Genomic DNA, 14,238 nt, shown 5'->3' with positions numbered 1-14,238 from the left:
CTGCATTCGCGAGGGCCGAAACGCGACGCGTGCGGAGTATATTGAAGCGGTCGGAACGCGTGGCTTCTGCGTTAAAGACATCGGGTTCGAAAAGACTGTCCTGGGAGGACAACCCTGATGGATCGACGCTCGGAAATCGTCGTGAGATACACGGCGGCTGGGCTGTGCATCGGCTTCGTCGTCGCATGCACGGTCTTCGCGACAGCATCTGCTGCAGACGGTACCGTGCTCGCAGCGAAGGGACTCGGCGCGATGATTGGCGCGACGATCGCGATCGGTGTCGTCGGCTTCATCCGTTCGCGCGGCGTGCCCGCGAGCGAACCGGCGCACCGCCGGATCGGCGGCCTGACAATCGGAATCGTGACGGTCCTCGTTGCGCTCGTCGCCGGCATTCTGATTGCGCTGCTTCACACGGAACACTCGCCCCCTGCTGGTTCGATGCCGCTCGCCACCGACGATCATCCCGCCTGGCAAAGCGCGCAGGACTCGACGAACCGCGTGCCGACGCGTCCAGGCGATGCCACGGGAGACTGACGGTCTCGACACCGCACATCCGGACGCCATCATGAAACCGGTTGGGCGATAGGCGACTTCGAAGCGTGCGGGTCGACCTGATCAGCGGTGCGGATCGGATACGGTCCACGCAGTCGACTCCACATCCGCCTCAGGCCCAAGCCGCTGCACCATGAAGTCGATCACACTGCGCAGCTTCGCGCTCGGCCGGCGATCCTGCGCGTAGATCAGATACATCGGTGTGGGCTTGTACGACCACGCGGGCAACACCGGTATCAGCCGGCCTGCGGCGATGTCGTCGGCCAGCAGCGCCTCGGGTTGCAGCACGATGCCCGCACCGTGCAGCGCGGCGATCCGCAGCGCGCTGCCCTGATTCGACGTGAAGCGCCCGCTCACCTGCACTTCGCACGCGACGCCCTCGGGTCCGCTCAAATGCCAGCGGTCGTGATGCCGCCAGTAAGCGAGGCCGAGGCACATGTGCGCGCTCAACTGCTCGGGGTGCTCCGGCTGCCCATGCGTCGCGAGGTACGCAGGCGAGGCAGCGAGAATCCGCCGGTAGGGCCGCAACGGTCGCGCGACCAGGCCCGCATCGTTCACGCTGCCGATCTGGATGCCGAGTTCGTAGCCTTGGTCGAGCAGCTCAGGCACGCGATTGTCGAGCGTCAATTCGACGCTCACATCCGGATGACGCTCCAGATAATCGGTCAGCACCGGCACGACCACCTGACTGCCGAAGCTGACCGGCGCGACCAGCCGCACCTTGCCGCGCGGACTCGCCTGCAGTTCGGACGCACTCGCCTCGGCCAGCGCGACTTCAGAGAGCGCCTGCTTGCAGCGCTCGTAGTACAGGCGGCCCACTTCGGTGAGCTGCTGCCGACGGGTCGTGCGATGAAGCAGCCGCGCGCCGAGTCTTTCCTCGATCACCCGAACGTGCTTCGCCGCCATCGTCGGCGAGACATCGCTCGCCTCGGCCGCCGCGCTAAAGCTGCCGCTCTCCACCACGCGCACGAACATCGCCATGCCGGCCAGCTTATCCATCATTCGAAACCTGCAGGTTGGGAATGGGTGAAATCATCGCATGTTTATCGGCGCCGACATCCACGCGACACTGCTTGCACTGGCGCGCCGTCCGGTGCGCCGCTCACCGAGAAACCCGAGGAACTGCCATGCCTGTCCTGCAACTGCAAATGCACCCTGGCCGCACGCCGGAACAGAAGCGCGCCTTCGTACGCGAAGTGACGCGCGTCGCCGTCGAGACCCTGACATGCCCGCCGGAAAGCGTCGACGTCATCATCACCGAAGTCCCACGCGATGCGTGGGCCAAGGCGGGCAAACTGCTTGCGGATGGCTGACGTCTTTCGCTATCGACACGACGCGCGGCTTCACGCAGCGCAACACGCATCACGCCGCCCCTACGGCTAACCCCGATTGCAAATCCCCACGCGGCTTCAACCAGGTCGCGCGTGTCACTCGTGCCGGTCGGTCATGTTGCACTGCGGAGTTTCTGTTATTGCAGCGCACATGGCCGCCCCATCCTCGCCCGACGCCCATCCTGCCGATTCGATAACGCGCGACATGCTGCACAGCACATCGCGCAGTAGTGAGCGCCCATTCACGGGACCTTATGCAAACCATAAAAATGTTTGACTTTTGCAGTCCCACGAATCCCTCCACCATGCACGAGAGTCATTGCTTCAAGGCCATCGCCGCTCCTGTCGCCGGCGACACAAGACCCGTGCAGTGACCCGCGGTATGCGAAGTCATCAACGGAGACAAACTTGGGACAGCAAGACAAAGCAGCGGCCGGCGGATACACGTCGCTCAGACACAGCCGCTGGACGCAGCTCGCGATCGGTGTGATCTGCATGGGCCTCGTGGCCAATCTCCAGTACGCGTGGACCCTGTTCGTCGAACCGATGAACGCGCAGCATCATTGGGGGCTCGCCGCCATCCAGTCAGCGTTCTCCATTTTCATCGTCACCGAAACGTGGCTCGTGCCGATCGAAGGCTGGCTCGTCGACCGTTTCGGTCCGCGTCCGGTAGTGATCGGCGGCGCGATCTGCGCGGGACTCGGCTGGGTTCTCGACGCATACGCGCCGAACCTGCCTGTGCTCTACCTCGCCGCGGTGATCTCGGGCGTCGGCGCGGGCTGCGTGTACGGGACCTGTGTCGGTAACGCGCTCAAGTGGTTTCCGGACCGGCGCGGTCTCGCGGCCGGTCTGACGGCGGCCGGCTTCGGCGCGGGCGCCGCGCTAACGGTGATCCCGATCGGCAACATGATCCAGCACTCGGGCTATCAGCACGCATTCGTGTTCTTCGGCCTCTTCCAGGGGATCGTGATCCTGCTGCTCGCCACGCTGCTCGTGCGGCCGAGTCCGCCGGCCTTTGCACGGGGCATCAAACGCATCGTCGCGACGAAGCGGGACTACACGACCGGCGAGATGATCCGCTCCCCGGTGTTCTGGGTGATGTATGCGATGTTCGTCTGCGTCGCGACCGGCGGCATCATCGCGACCGCGCAGATCGGACCGATCGCGAAGGAATACGGTTTCGCATCGATGCCGGTGTCGTTCTTCGCGGCGACGCTGCCGCTGCTGACGATGACGCTCTCCGTCAACAACATCTGCAACGGCTTCACGCGTCCGATATGCGGTGCGATCTCGGATCGCATCGGCCGCGAGAACACGATGTTCATCACGTTCCTCGGTGAAGGGCTCGCGCTGCTCGGGCTGATGCACTTCGGCCATAACCCGACGCTGTTCATCGTGTTCTCGGGGCTGATCTTCCTGTTCTACGGCGACATCTTCTCGAACTTCCCGGCGACCTGCGCAGACACGTTCGGCAGCAAGTACGCGGCGGGCAACGCGGGCACGCTGTACACCGCTAAGGGCACCGCGGCGATGCTGGTACCGGTCGCGTCGCTGCTGTCGGAGCACGGCGGCTGGAACACGGTGTTCATCGCGGCAGCGTGCATCGCGATCGCGGGCAGTGTGTCCGCGAAATTCGTGCTCGCGCCGATGCGCCGTCGATGGATCGAGAACTCGGCGAAGGAGAGCGAACAGCCTGGGTTCGCCAGCGCATTCCGGCCCGCTCCGTTGGGCTCGAACGAATGATGCCGGCGAATCATGCGTCGCGTGCTTGACCCCTGACATCGGCCATCGAACGTCACCGGAATTCTGGAAGGAAGCAACCGTTTAATGTCCTCGTACCCGTCACCTTTTGCGCGCACTGTCCCGCTCACGCTGACGCTGCAGCCGCTGCACGCGGGCACGTCGCTGCGCGATCAGGCGTACACGAAGCTGCGCCAGGCGATCGCGGAAGCGGACATCTATGGCTCGCGCGAAGCGATCCGGCTCGACGAGCGCAATCTCACGGAGGCGCTCGGCGTAAGCAGAACGCCGATCCGCGAAGCGATGACGCTGCTCGAGCAGGAAGGCTTCGTGCGCAGCGTGCCGCGGCGCGGCGTGTTTATCCAGCGCAAGACGAAGCGCGAGATCGTCGAGATGATCCAGATGTGGGCGGCGCTCGAAAGCATGGCCGCGCGGCTCGCGACCTGCCACGCAACCGACGACGAAATCGCCGCGCTGCGCCGGATGTTCGACGGCTTTCACGGCGAACGCCGCACGCCAGCGACGCAGATCGACGAGTACTCGGAGGCGAACATCGTGTTTCACCAGGCGCTGGTGAGGCTGTCGAAATCGCAGGCCATCGCGCACACGATCCACAACGTCTTCGCGCACGTTCGCGCGATCCGCAAACTGACGATCTCGCAGAGCGACCGCGCGTCGCGATCGATAGCCGAGCACATGCGGATCATCGAGGCGCTCGAAGCACGCGACACCGAATGCGCGGAGCGTCTGGTACGCGAGCATTCGCTGGAACTCGCGGCGTTCGTCGACGCGTCCTGCGACTTCCTCGATTAGGTACGGAGGCGGTATGTCCGGTTAGAAAATTGCATCCTTCAAACTAATATATTACACACACAATACTTATTGATCGTGCCGCTGTGTACCCGAAATCGATCTGTGCGGTCGCTGAAAACACACGCCTTACCCTTTATATACAGGCATTTACGTGTTTTCCCGGTAACGAAATGAAATGCTGCGACGCACGACAATTTCTCTGCGAAAAGCGTTGAAAAAGTCTGGTGTGTGAAATACTGTATATCAGTGGTCGGCGTGAAGTGACTCGAAGCGACACCCGAACAGCCATCAACGAAACGGAGAGGAACGAATGTCCACTGCCGAAATCGCCCGCCCTGAACTGACGGCCGGCGAACCCCACGACGTACCCGCGACGACCGACGGTTTTCACCTCGTCATCGACGCGCTCAAGCTGAACGACATCGACACGATCTTCGGTCTGGTCGGCATCCCGATCACCGATCTCGCGCGTCTCGCGCAGGCCGAAGGCATGCGCTTCATCGGCTTCCGTCACGAACAGAACGCGGGCAATGCCGCGGCGATCTCGGGCTACATGACGAAGAAGCCAGGCATCTGCCTGACCGTCTCCGCGCCGGGCTTCCTGAACGGCCTCACCGCGCTCGCGAACGCGACGACCAACTGCTTCCCGATGATCCTCATCAGCGGATCGAGCGAACGCGAAATCGTCGATCTGCAGCAGGGCGATTACGAAGAGATGGATCAGTTGAACGCCGCGAAGCCGTACGCGAAAGCGGCCTACCGCGTGCTGCATGCGGAGGACATCGGCGTCGGTATCGCGCGGGCGATCCGCGCCGCGGTGTCGGGCCGCCCTGGCGGCGTGTACCTCGATCTGCCGGCGAAGTTGCTCGCGCAAACCCTCGACGCCGCGAAAGCGCAGCAGTCGCTGATCAAGGTGATCGACGCCGCACCGAGTCAATTGCCGTCGTCCGATTCGGTGAAGCGCGCGCTCGACGTGATCCGTCACGCGAAGCGTCCGCTGATCCTGCTCGGCAAGGGCGCGGCGTACGCGCAGGCCGATGCCGAGATTCGCGCGCTGGTCGAAAAGAGTGGCATCCCGTATCTGCCGATGTCGATGGCGAAGGGCCTGCTGCCCGACACGCATCCGCAGTCCGCCTCCGCCGCGCGTTCGTTCGTGCTGCAGGAAGCCGATTGCGTCGTGCTGATCGGCGCGCGGTTGAACTGGCTGCTCGCGCACGGCAAGGGCAAGACGTGGGGCGCCGCGCCGAAGCAGTTCGTGCAGATCGACATCTCGCCGACCGAAATCGACAGCAACGTCGCGATCGCCGCGCCGGTGATCGGCGACATCGGCTCGTGCGTATCGGCGCTCGTCGCGGGCATCGACGCGGGCTTCCCGAAGCCGCCTGCGGAATGGACCGGCGAGGTTAATGAACGCAAGAACAAGAACCTTGAAAAGATGGCGGCGACGCTCGCGAAGAATCCTTCGCCGATGAGTTTCCATAGCGCGCTGCGTGCAATCCGCGACGTGCTGAAGACGCGCCCCGACATCAACGTCGTCAACGAAGGCGCAAACACGCTGGACTACGCGCGCAGCATCGTCGACATGTACCAGCCGCGCAAACGCTTCGATTCCGGCACGTGGGGAATCATGGGCATCGGCATGGGCTTCGCGATCGGCGCGGCGGTAACGAGCGGCATCCAGGTCGTCGCGATCGAGGGCGACAGCGCCTTCGGCTTCAGCGGGATGGAAATCGAAACCATCTGCCGCTACGAGCTCCCCGTCTGCACGATCGTCTTCAACAACAACGGCGTCTATCGCGGCACCGACGTGAACCCGACCGGCGGCAAGGAAGTCGCGCCGACCGTGTTCGTGAAGAACGCGCGCTACGACAAGATGATCGAGGCCTTCGGCGGCGTCGGTTTCAACGCGACCACACCCGATGAACTCACCCATGCACTCGAAGAGGCGATCCGCTCGGGCAAACCGACGCTGATCAATGCCGTCATCGACGAAGCGGCCGGCACCGAAAGCGGCCGTCTGACGAATCTGAATCCGCAAAGCGCGGCGATGAAAAAGTAAGGCAGTCAACAAGGAGAAATACCGTGAGCAATAAACCACTCGAAGGCATCAAGATCATCGACTTCACGCACGTCCAGGCAGGCCCGGCGTGCACGCAATTGCTGGCGTGGTTCGGCGCCGACGTGATCAAGGTCGAGCGTCCCGGCTCGGGCGACGTCACGCGTACCCAGCTGCGCGACATCCCCGACGCCGATGCGCTGTACTTCACGATGCTCAACAGCAACAAGCGCTCGCTGACGCTCGACACGAAGAAGCCGGAAGGCAAGGAAGTGCTCGAAAAGCTGATCCGCGAATCGGACGTGCTGGTCGAAAACTTCGGCCCGGGCGCGCTCGACCGGATGGGCTTCTCGTGGGACGTGATCCGCGATCTGAATCCGAAGATGATCGTCGCGTCGGTGAAGGGCTTCAGCGACGGCCATCACTACGACGACCTGAAGGTCTACGAAAACGTCGCGCAATGCGCGGGCGGCGCCGCGTCGACCACGGGCTTCTGGGACGGCCCGCCGACCATCAGCGCCGCCGCGCTCGGCGACAGCAACACCGGCATGCATCTCGCGATCGGCATTCTGACCGCGATCATCGGCCGCCAGCAGACGGGTAAGGGACAGCGGGTCGCCGTGTCGATGCAGGACAGCGTGCTGAACCTGTGCCGCGTGAAGCTGCGCGACCAGCAGCGGCTCGACCGCCTCGGCTATCTCGAGGAATATCCGCAGTACCCGCACGGCACCTTCAGCGATGTCGTGCCGCGCGGCGGCAACGCGGGCGGCGGCGGCCAGCCGGGCTGGGTGCTCAAGTGCAAGGGCTGGGAAACCGATCCGAACGCGTACATCTACTTCACGATCCAGGGCCACGCGTGGGCGCCGATCTGCCGCGCGATCGGCAAGCCGGAATGGATCGAGGATCCCAAGTACAACACGGCGTCGGCGCGTCAGCCGCACATCTTCGACATCTTCGCGACGATCGAGCAGTGGCTCGCGGACAAGACCAAGTTCGAAGCGGTCGACATCCTGCGCAAGTTCGACATTCCGTGCGCACCGGTGCTGACGATGAAGGAACTCGCGAACGACGAATCGCTGCGTGCGAGCGGCACGATCGTCGAGGTGCCGCACAAGGCGCGCGGCACGTACCTGACGGTCGGCAGCCCGATCAAGTTCTCCGATCTGAAACCGGAGATCACCGGCTCGCCGCTGCTCGGCGAACACACCGACGAAGTGCTCGCGCAACTGGGTTATACCGCCGAGCAGATCGCTCGCATGCACGAGGAACAGGCGGTATAACGTACGGAAGGTACGCCTGACGTAGCCGCCCGCTCATCCGGTGGGCGGCTACGCTATTTACGGACCACCCCACCCTATGCCCACGACCATCGATTTCGAACAGCTTGTTGATGCGATCGGCGACGCCGTCGTGATCTCCGACGCGAGCGGTGCGATCACCTTGTGGAACCCCGCAGCGCAACGCATGTTCGGCTTCACGCAGGACGAAGCGCTCGGCCAGTCGCTGGATATCATCATCCCCGAACGGCTACGTGGCCGGCATTGGGACGGCTATCGCAAGACAATGGCGACCGGCGAAACGCGCTACGGCCACGACCTGCTGAAAGTGCCCGCCATCGATAAAGACGGCCGCACGATGTCCATTGCGTTCACCGTCGCGCTGCTGCATTCGTCGCAAGGCGACGTGACCGGCATCGTCGCCGTGATCCGCGACGAAACGGCCCGCTTCAACGAAGACCGCGCGCTGCGCAAGCGTATCGCCGAACTCGAAGCGAAGGCCGGCGCTTAACAACGTACGACCGAAGGACACGCCACACGAGCAAGGGTCGCGCGCACCGATTTGCTATATTGACCGCTGACTCTTCTTCCGCCCTTGCCATCATGCGCGTCGGCCGCCCTGTTCCTCCGCTGCCGCAACCTGTCTGCGACTATTGCGGCGCGAAAGCCGTTTTCATCCCCCCGGACGAGGACGGCTATCCGTATCGCGACGATCACGGCCCGCTGTGGGTCTGCACGCCGTGCGAAGCGTGGATCGGCATCTTCCCGCGCAGCACGCGCCGCGTGCCGCTCGGCCGTCTCGCGAATGCGGAACTGCGCGACTGGAAAGCGCGGCTGCACGCGGCGCTCGAACCGATGGTGCAGGGCAAGCTCCGTCGCGACGGCGGCAACGTGTTCGAAGCGCGCGCGAAAGGCTATCGCTGGCTCGCGGGCGAACTCAAAATCCCCGAAGACCAGTGCACCATCCATCTGATCGACGCCGAACAGTGCAAAGCCGCGGTCGACGTGATCGAGCGCTTCACGGCAGCCCGTCGCGGCGAGACCGAATAGCATCGTCAGCAGCGCCCCACTCACCGACACAATTTGTGCGCCGCAACGGCGGGCTGCGCAAATAGTACCAATGCGTATTGGCTTTTGAAGTAGTGAAGCACGTTTCCTGAGCACTACAGTGCAGCTCACCGGACCCTCCCATGCATGCGGGCAAGCCGGTCGACAAAAACAGATTCAGGAGACGACTGTGAACACGATTCGATCTTGGGCGGCGTGCGCCGCGATAGCCGCGTGCGCGCCGGCTACGGCCTTCGCGCAGAACTGCAACGTGCCGGTGATCCGGGTGCTGGCGCAAAAAAGCCTCGGGCTGTCGGTGATGGAGAAATCGCTGCCCGACTACGAAAAACGCAACGGCACGAAGGTCGAAATCAGCTACTTCGGCGAGAACGACCGGCGCGCGAAATCGCGGCTCGATGCCTCGACGGGTGCGGGCTCGTACCAGATCTACTACGTCGACGAAGCGAACGTCGCCGAATTCGCGTCCGCGGGCTGGGTCGTGCCGCTGCTCAAGTACTACCCGAAAGACTACGACTACGACGACTTCCTGCCGGGCCGTCGCGCGGTCGCGAGCTACCAGGGCGTCGCGTACTTCGCGCCATTGATCGGCGGCGGCGACTTCCTGTTCTATCGTCGCGACCTGCTCGAAAAAGCGCATCTGCCGGTGCCGAAAACGCTCGACGAACTCGTCGCCGACATCAAGAAACTCAACGCGCCGCCGACTATGTACGGCTGGGTCGCACGCGGCCAGCGCGGCTCGGGCATGAACGTCTGGCGCTGGGCGCCGTTCATGCTCGCCGAGGGTGGCACGTGGACCGACAAGAACGGGCAGCCGACATTCGACTCGCCGGCCGCCGTCAAGGCAACGCAGCTCTATAGCGATCTCTTCAAATACGCGCCGCCGGGCGCCGCGACCTACGACTGGAGCAACGCGCTCGAAGCGTTCCGCTCGGGCAAGGTCGCCTTCATGATCGAGTCGACACCGTTCGCCGACTGGATGGAAGACCCGACGAAATCGAGCGTCGCCGACAAGGTCGGCTACGTGCGACCGCCGGCGCCGCTGCCGTCCGCCGCGTATGGACACGGTCTCGCGATCTCGTCGGTCGGCGCGAAGGACGAATGCACGCGCCAGGCCGCGGGCAAGTTCATCGCGTGGGCGACGAGCAAGGATCAGGAGCAGGCGCGTCTGCGCGCCAACGTGTTCAGCGACTACAACCGCACCAGCACGATCCGTAGCGACTACTTCCAGAAGCACGTGAAGCCGCAGATTCTGAGCGGCCTGAACGACACCAATCCGGTAACGAAGGTGACGATCTGGTCGAGCCCGCAATGGCCCGACATCGGCGACAACCTGGGCATCGCGCTCGAAGAGATCTTCACCGGTACGCAAACCGACGTGCAGGGCACGCTGAACGACGCGGTGCAGTACGCGAAGGACGCGATGGAACACGGCGGCGCGAAGAAATAAGCAGAGCAGCGCGCTTCCACCGCATTCCCGGAGACATCGATGTTCAATCGCGGTAAAACCAGCCTGCCCTGGGTGTTCCTCGCCCCGCCGCTCGCGATCATGGCGCTGCTCGGCCTGATCCCGACCGTCGCGGCGATCAACCTCGCGTTGAAAAATCGCGTGCTGCGCTACCCGGACAGCGAGTACGTGGGGCTGCGCAATTTCGTCCGGCTGATGTCGGACCGGCGTTTCCTGAACGCGATCGAAGTGTCCGCGGTGTGGGAGATCGTCACGGTGGTCGGCGCGGTCGTGGTCGGCGTGCTGCTGGCGATCTACCTGTTCGAACAGATTCACGGCCGCGCGCGCAACGTCATCACGTTGTTGCTGATCATGCCGGTACTGCTGCCGCGCGTGTCCGCGGCGTTCATCTGGAAGTTCATGTACTCGCCGCTGAACGGTGTGCTGAGCTGGCTGCTTGGCACGATCGGCATCACCGACACCGCGTTCCTGTCCGACCCGCACGCTGCGCTGTACGCGATCGCGCTCGTCGACGTGTGGCAGTGGGGCCTGTTCTTCGCGGTCGTGGTGCTGAAGCTGCTCGAAACCCTGCCGCCCGAACCGCTCGAAGCCGCGCGGCTCGATTACGCGTCGACGTGGCAGGTATACGCATACATCGCGCTACCGATGTTGAAGGTGCCGATCATGAGCCTCGTGTTCATCAAGATGGTCGAGTCGCTGCGTTCGTTCGACCTGATCTATGTGATGACGAAAGGCGGCCCCGGAATCTCGACCGAAACCCTCGACATGTACGCGTACTCGCAGGGCATCGGCCTGTCGGGCAAGGTGTCGTACGCGTCGAGCATGGCGGTGCTGATGATGATCGCGACGACCGCGATCTTCACGTTGATCTGGAAGCGGGTGAACAAATGGGAAGACTGATTTCGCGCAGCGCGACCACGGCGGTCGGCGCCTTGATCGCGATCGTCGCCGTTTTTCCGATCCTGTGGGCGGTGCTGAATTCTCTGAAGAACCTGCTCGACATCGTCACGCCGACGCCGCGCTTCATCTTCACGCCGACACTCGACAACTACCGTCAGGTGCTGTCGAGCCCCGAGGTGCTGATCGGTCTCGGCAACAGCGTCGCGATCGTCGGGACGTCGGTGCTGCTGGGCGCGCTGCTCGGTGTGCCGGCCGCTTATGTGATCGCGCGCTTTCACGTGCCGGGCAAACGCGACATCCAGTTCTTCCTGCTGTCGCTGCGCTTTCTGCCGCCGGTCGCGATCGCGATTCCGCTGATCGCGATCTGGGTGGACCTCGGCCTGTACGACACGAAGCTGTCGATGATCGTCACGTATCTGCTCGTCACGCTGTCGACCATCACATGGCTGTCGATTCCCGTGTTCCAGCGGCTGCCGCGCGAAGTCGAGGAAGCGGCGACGCTCGACGGCTACGGTCCGTATGAAGTGTTCTGGCGCATCGCGCTGCCGATCAGTTCGAATACGCTGATGGGCGGCATCGTCTTCAGCTTCGTGCTGGTGTGGAACGAGCTGATGATCGCGCTCGCGCTCACATCGTCGCGCAGCGCGACGCTGCCCGTCGTCGCGTCCGCGTTCACGTCGCTCGGCCAGGAGGTGCCGTGGGGGGTGATCAACGCGTCGACGGTGCTGCTCGCGCTGCCGCCGCTGATTTTCGTCGGCATCCTGAGCCGGCTGCTGAACTCGATGCTCAAAGGTAAATAAGGAGAGTGTGTTGAAAGCCCTGGTACTGGAAGAAGCGCGCAGGCTCGCACTACGCGATATCGACATCCCGCTCGACGTAGGCCCGCGCGACGTGAAGATCCGCATTCACACGGTCGGCGTTTGCGGCAGCGACGTGCACTACTACACGCACGGCCGGATCGGCCCGTTCAAGGTCGAGCAGCCGATGGTGCTCGGTCACGAAGCGTCCGGTACGGTCGTCGAAACCGGCCGCGACGTCACGCATCTGCACGTCGGCGACCGCGTCTGCATGGAGCCCGGCGTGCCGCAGTTCGATTCGCCGGCGACGATGCGCGGTCTCTACAATCTCGACCCCGCGGTGCGCTTCTGGGCGACACCGCCGATCCACGGCTGCCTCACGCCGTACGTCGTGCATCCGGCCGCGTTCACGTTCCGGCTGCCGGACAACGTGTCGTTCGCGGAAGGCGCGATCGTCGAGCCGCTGTCGATCGGCCTGCAAGCCGCGAAGAAAGCGGCGATGACCCCCGGCGACGTCGCCGTCGTGATCGGTGCCGGCACGATCGGTGCGATGACCGCGCTCGCCGCGCTCGCGGGCGGCGCATCGCGCGTGATCCTCGCCGACGTGATCAAGGAAAAACTCGCGCTGTTCGCGAAGCACACGGCCGTGACGACCGTCGACGTGCGTGCGCATTCGCTCGTCGATGCGGTGCGCGACGCAACCGACGGCTGGGGCGCGGACGTCGTGTTCGAGGCGAGCGGCAATCCGAAAGTCTACGAGACGCTGATCGATCTGCTGTGCCCCGGCGGCTGCGCGGTGCTGGTCGGCATGCCGGTCGATCCGGTTGCACTCGACGTGGTCGCGCTGCAGGCGAAGGAAGCGCGCATCGAATCGGTGTTCCGCTATGCGAACATCTTTCCGCGCGCGCTCGCGCTGATCAGCTCGGGCATGATCGATGTGAACCCGTTCATCTCCCGCAAGTTTGCGTTCACCGACGGCGTGCGCGCATTCGAAGAGGCGGCGGCGGGCCATCCGCACGACGTCAAGATCCAGATCGAGATGGACTGACCATGGCACAGATCGTCTGCAAGGGACTCACGAAGCGCTACGACAGCGGCCCGCCGGTGCTGCATCCGCTCGACCTGCACATCCGCGACGGCGAGTTCGTCGTGCTGCTCGGACCGTCGGGCTGCGGCAAGTCGACGATGCTGCGGATGATCGCGGGCCTGGAAGACATCACCGGCGGCGAGCTGTCGATCGGCGACACGGTGGTCAACGCGCGGCCCGCCCGCGAGCGCAACGTCGCGATGGTGTTCCAGAACTACGCGCTGTATCCGCACATGACGGTGTACGACAACATCGCGTTCGGCCTGCGCCGGTTGAAGGTGTCGGCGGCCGAAATCGACCGTCGCGTGCGCGAAGTCGCCGCCGCGCTGAGTCTCGATGGGATGCTCGAGCGCAAGCCGCGCGCGATGTCGGGCGGCCAGCAGCAGCGGGCCGCGATCGCGCGCGCGATGATCAAGACGCCCGCGGTGTTCCTGTTCGACGAACCGCTGTCGAATCTCGACGCGAAACTGCGCGCGCAGCTGCGCGGCGACATCAAGCGGCTGCATCAACGGCTGAAGACAACCACGGTCTACGTCACGCACGACCAGCTCGAAGCGATGACGCTCGCCGACCGCGTGATCCTGATGCGCGGCGGACACATCGAGCAGTCCGGCTCGCCTTCCGACCTCTATCGCTGTCCGCACACGGTGTTCGCGGCGGGCTTCATCGGCACGCCCGCGATGAATTTCCTCGATGCGACCGTCGGCTTCGACGGCGGTGCGCCATACGTGCAGGGCTACGAGCAACGCTGGTCGCTCGCCGCACCGCGCTTCGCGGCGGCGGGCATCAAGCTGCGCGAAGGCCAGGCCGTAAAGCTCGCGATCCGGCCGAACTATCTGAAGCTCGGCGGGACCGATGAAAGCAACAGCGCCTCCGCGTTGCGCCTGGCAGGCCGCGTCGAACTCGTCGAACTGCTCGGCGCCGAAGCGCTCGTCACGTTCGATTTCGCGGGCGAACATCTCGCCGCGCTGGTGCCCGCGAACTCGGTGCCGGCACCCGGCGACATGGTAACGTTCAGGTTCGACGCCGACGATCTGCACGTGTTCGACACGCAGAGCGGACGCAACGTCACGTTGCCCGACGCGCCGCCCGACACGGCGCGGCAACCGGATGCGACCGCGGCACCGCAATGGTCGGTGTCGCACCCCTGAG

The 14,238-nt window shown here is 64.2% G+C and carries 14 protein-coding genes; 13 read left to right on the top strand and 1 reads right to left on the bottom strand.

Annotated elements, in window-relative coordinates; translation table 11 throughout:
- Positions 1-117: 117 nt before the first annotated feature.
- Positions 118-534, top strand: a complete 417-nt coding sequence (locus ACREXZ_RS18195) for a hypothetical protein (protein ID WP_431765499.1) — start codon at positions 118-120, stop codon at positions 532-534.
- A gap of 81 nt (positions 535-615) precedes the next feature.
- Here ACREXZ_RS18195 and ACREXZ_RS18190 read toward each other — a convergent pair whose 3' ends face one another.
- A complete protein-coding gene (locus ACREXZ_RS18190; RefSeq protein WP_431765498.1) occupies positions 616-1,554 on the bottom strand; it encodes a LysR family transcriptional regulator in 939 nt (312 codons plus the stop codon).
- A 20-nt stretch (positions 1,555-1,574) separates the two neighbouring features.
- Between ACREXZ_RS18190 and ACREXZ_RS18185 the strand changes: the two genes are divergently transcribed.
- The 12 genes from ACREXZ_RS18185 to ACREXZ_RS18130 all read left to right on the top strand — a co-directional run bounded on the left by ACREXZ_RS18185 (position 1,575) and on the right by ACREXZ_RS18130 (position 14,237).
- A complete protein-coding gene (locus ACREXZ_RS18185; protein ID WP_431765497.1) occupies positions 1,575-1,865 on the top strand; it encodes a 4-oxalocrotonate tautomerase in 291 nt (96 codons plus the stop codon).
- Positions 1,866-2,291: 426 nt separating this feature from the next.
- Entirely contained in the window at positions 2,292-3,626 is a 1,335-nt protein-coding gene (oxlT, locus tag ACREXZ_RS18180; RefSeq protein ID WP_431765496.1) for an oxalate/formate MFS antiporter, read from the top strand.
- A gap of 84 nt (positions 3,627-3,710) precedes the next feature.
- Entirely contained in the window at positions 3,711-4,436 is a 726-nt protein-coding gene (locus ACREXZ_RS18175) for a GntR family transcriptional regulator (RefSeq protein WP_431765495.1), read from the top strand.
- Positions 4,437-4,746: 310 nt separating this feature from the next.
- Positions 4,747-6,495 (top strand): oxalyl-CoA decarboxylase, encoded by a 1,749-nt coding sequence (gene oxc / locus ACREXZ_RS18170; protein WP_431765494.1) that lies wholly within the window; start codon positions 4,747-4,749, stop codon positions 6,493-6,495.
- Between the two features lie 23 nt (positions 6,496-6,518).
- Positions 6,519-7,772, top strand: coding sequence for a formyl-CoA transferase (gene frc / locus ACREXZ_RS18165; RefSeq protein ID WP_431765493.1), 1,254 nt, complete (start codon positions 6,519-6,521; stop codon positions 7,770-7,772).
- A 76-nt stretch (positions 7,773-7,848) separates the two neighbouring features.
- On the top strand, positions 7,849-8,280 hold the full coding sequence (locus tag ACREXZ_RS18160) for a PAS domain-containing protein (protein WP_431765492.1): 432 nt from the start codon (positions 7,849-7,851) through the stop codon (positions 8,278-8,280).
- A 92-nt stretch (positions 8,281-8,372) separates the two neighbouring features.
- Entirely contained in the window at positions 8,373-8,819 is a 447-nt protein-coding gene (locus ACREXZ_RS18155) for a zinc-finger-containing protein (RefSeq protein WP_431765600.1), read from the top strand.
- 196 nt (positions 8,820-9,015) lie between these two features.
- Positions 9,016-10,284: an ABC transporter substrate-binding protein gene (locus ACREXZ_RS18150; protein WP_431765599.1), complete on the top strand. Its 1,269-nt coding sequence runs from the start codon at positions 9,016-9,018 to the stop codon at positions 10,282-10,284.
- A 39-nt stretch (positions 10,285-10,323) separates the two neighbouring features.
- A complete protein-coding gene (locus ACREXZ_RS18145) occupies positions 10,324-11,202 on the top strand; it encodes a carbohydrate ABC transporter permease (protein WP_431765491.1) in 879 nt (292 codons plus the stop codon).
- Positions 11,190-12,002: a carbohydrate ABC transporter permease gene (locus ACREXZ_RS18140; RefSeq protein ID WP_431765490.1), complete on the top strand. Its 813-nt coding sequence runs from the start codon at positions 11,190-11,192 to the stop codon at positions 12,000-12,002. The genes ACREXZ_RS18145 and ACREXZ_RS18140 overlap by 13 nt, the downstream gene beginning before the upstream one ends.
- A gap of 10 nt (positions 12,003-12,012) precedes the next feature.
- Entirely contained in the window at positions 12,013-13,047 is a 1,035-nt protein-coding gene (locus ACREXZ_RS18135) for an NAD(P)-dependent alcohol dehydrogenase (protein WP_431765489.1), read from the top strand.
- A gap of 2 nt (positions 13,048-13,049) precedes the next feature.
- The gene (locus ACREXZ_RS18130; protein WP_431765488.1) at positions 13,050-14,237 is read left to right on the top strand and encodes an ABC transporter ATP-binding protein; all 1,188 of its coding nucleotides are present in this window, start codon (positions 13,050-13,052) and stop codon (positions 14,235-14,237) included.
- Position 14,238 lies beyond the last annotated feature (1 nt).

Origin of the sequence: Paraburkholderia sp., assembly GCF_050742655.1 — a bacterium.
In the GTDB taxonomy this organism is placed as follows: Bacteria; Pseudomonadota; Gammaproteobacteria; order Burkholderiales; family Burkholderiaceae; genus Paraburkholderia.
The sequence above is the reverse complement of the archived record's forward strand: the minus strand, read 5'-3'. Positions and strand labels throughout refer to the sequence as shown.

What these genes read in the sequence shown, in the direction of transcription:
- ACREXZ_RS18195 (WP_431765499.1), top strand. Translation starts at nt 118, where the DNA reads ATGGATCGACGCTCGGAAATCGTCGTGAGATACACGGCGGCTGGGCTG.
- ACREXZ_RS18190 (WP_431765498.1), bottom strand. Translation starts at nt 1,554, where the DNA reads ATGATGGATAAGCTGGCCGGCATGGCGATGTTCGTGCGCGTGGTGGAG.
- ACREXZ_RS18185 (WP_431765497.1), top strand. Translation starts at nt 1,575, where the DNA reads ATGGGTGAAATCATCGCATGTTTATCGGCGCCGACATCCACGCGACAC.
- ACREXZ_RS18175 (WP_431765495.1), top strand. Translation starts at nt 3,711, where the DNA reads ATGTCCTCGTACCCGTCACCTTTTGCGCGCACTGTCCCGCTCACGCTG.
- oxc (WP_431765494.1), top strand. Translation starts at nt 4,747, where the DNA reads ATGTCCACTGCCGAAATCGCCCGCCCTGAACTGACGGCCGGCGAACCC.
- ACREXZ_RS18160 (WP_431765492.1), top strand. Translation starts at nt 7,849, where the DNA reads ATGCCCACGACCATCGATTTCGAACAGCTTGTTGATGCGATCGGCGAC.
- ACREXZ_RS18155 (WP_431765600.1), top strand. Translation starts at nt 8,373, where the DNA reads ATGCGCGTCGGCCGCCCTGTTCCTCCGCTGCCGCAACCTGTCTGCGAC.
- ACREXZ_RS18145 (WP_431765491.1), top strand. Translation starts at nt 10,324, where the DNA reads ATGTTCAATCGCGGTAAAACCAGCCTGCCCTGGGTGTTCCTCGCCCCG.
- ACREXZ_RS18140 (WP_431765490.1), top strand. Translation starts at nt 11,190, where the DNA reads ATGGGAAGACTGATTTCGCGCAGCGCGACCACGGCGGTCGGCGCCTTG.
- ACREXZ_RS18130 (WP_431765488.1), top strand. Translation starts at nt 13,050, where the DNA reads ATGGCACAGATCGTCTGCAAGGGACTCACGAAGCGCTACGACAGCGGC.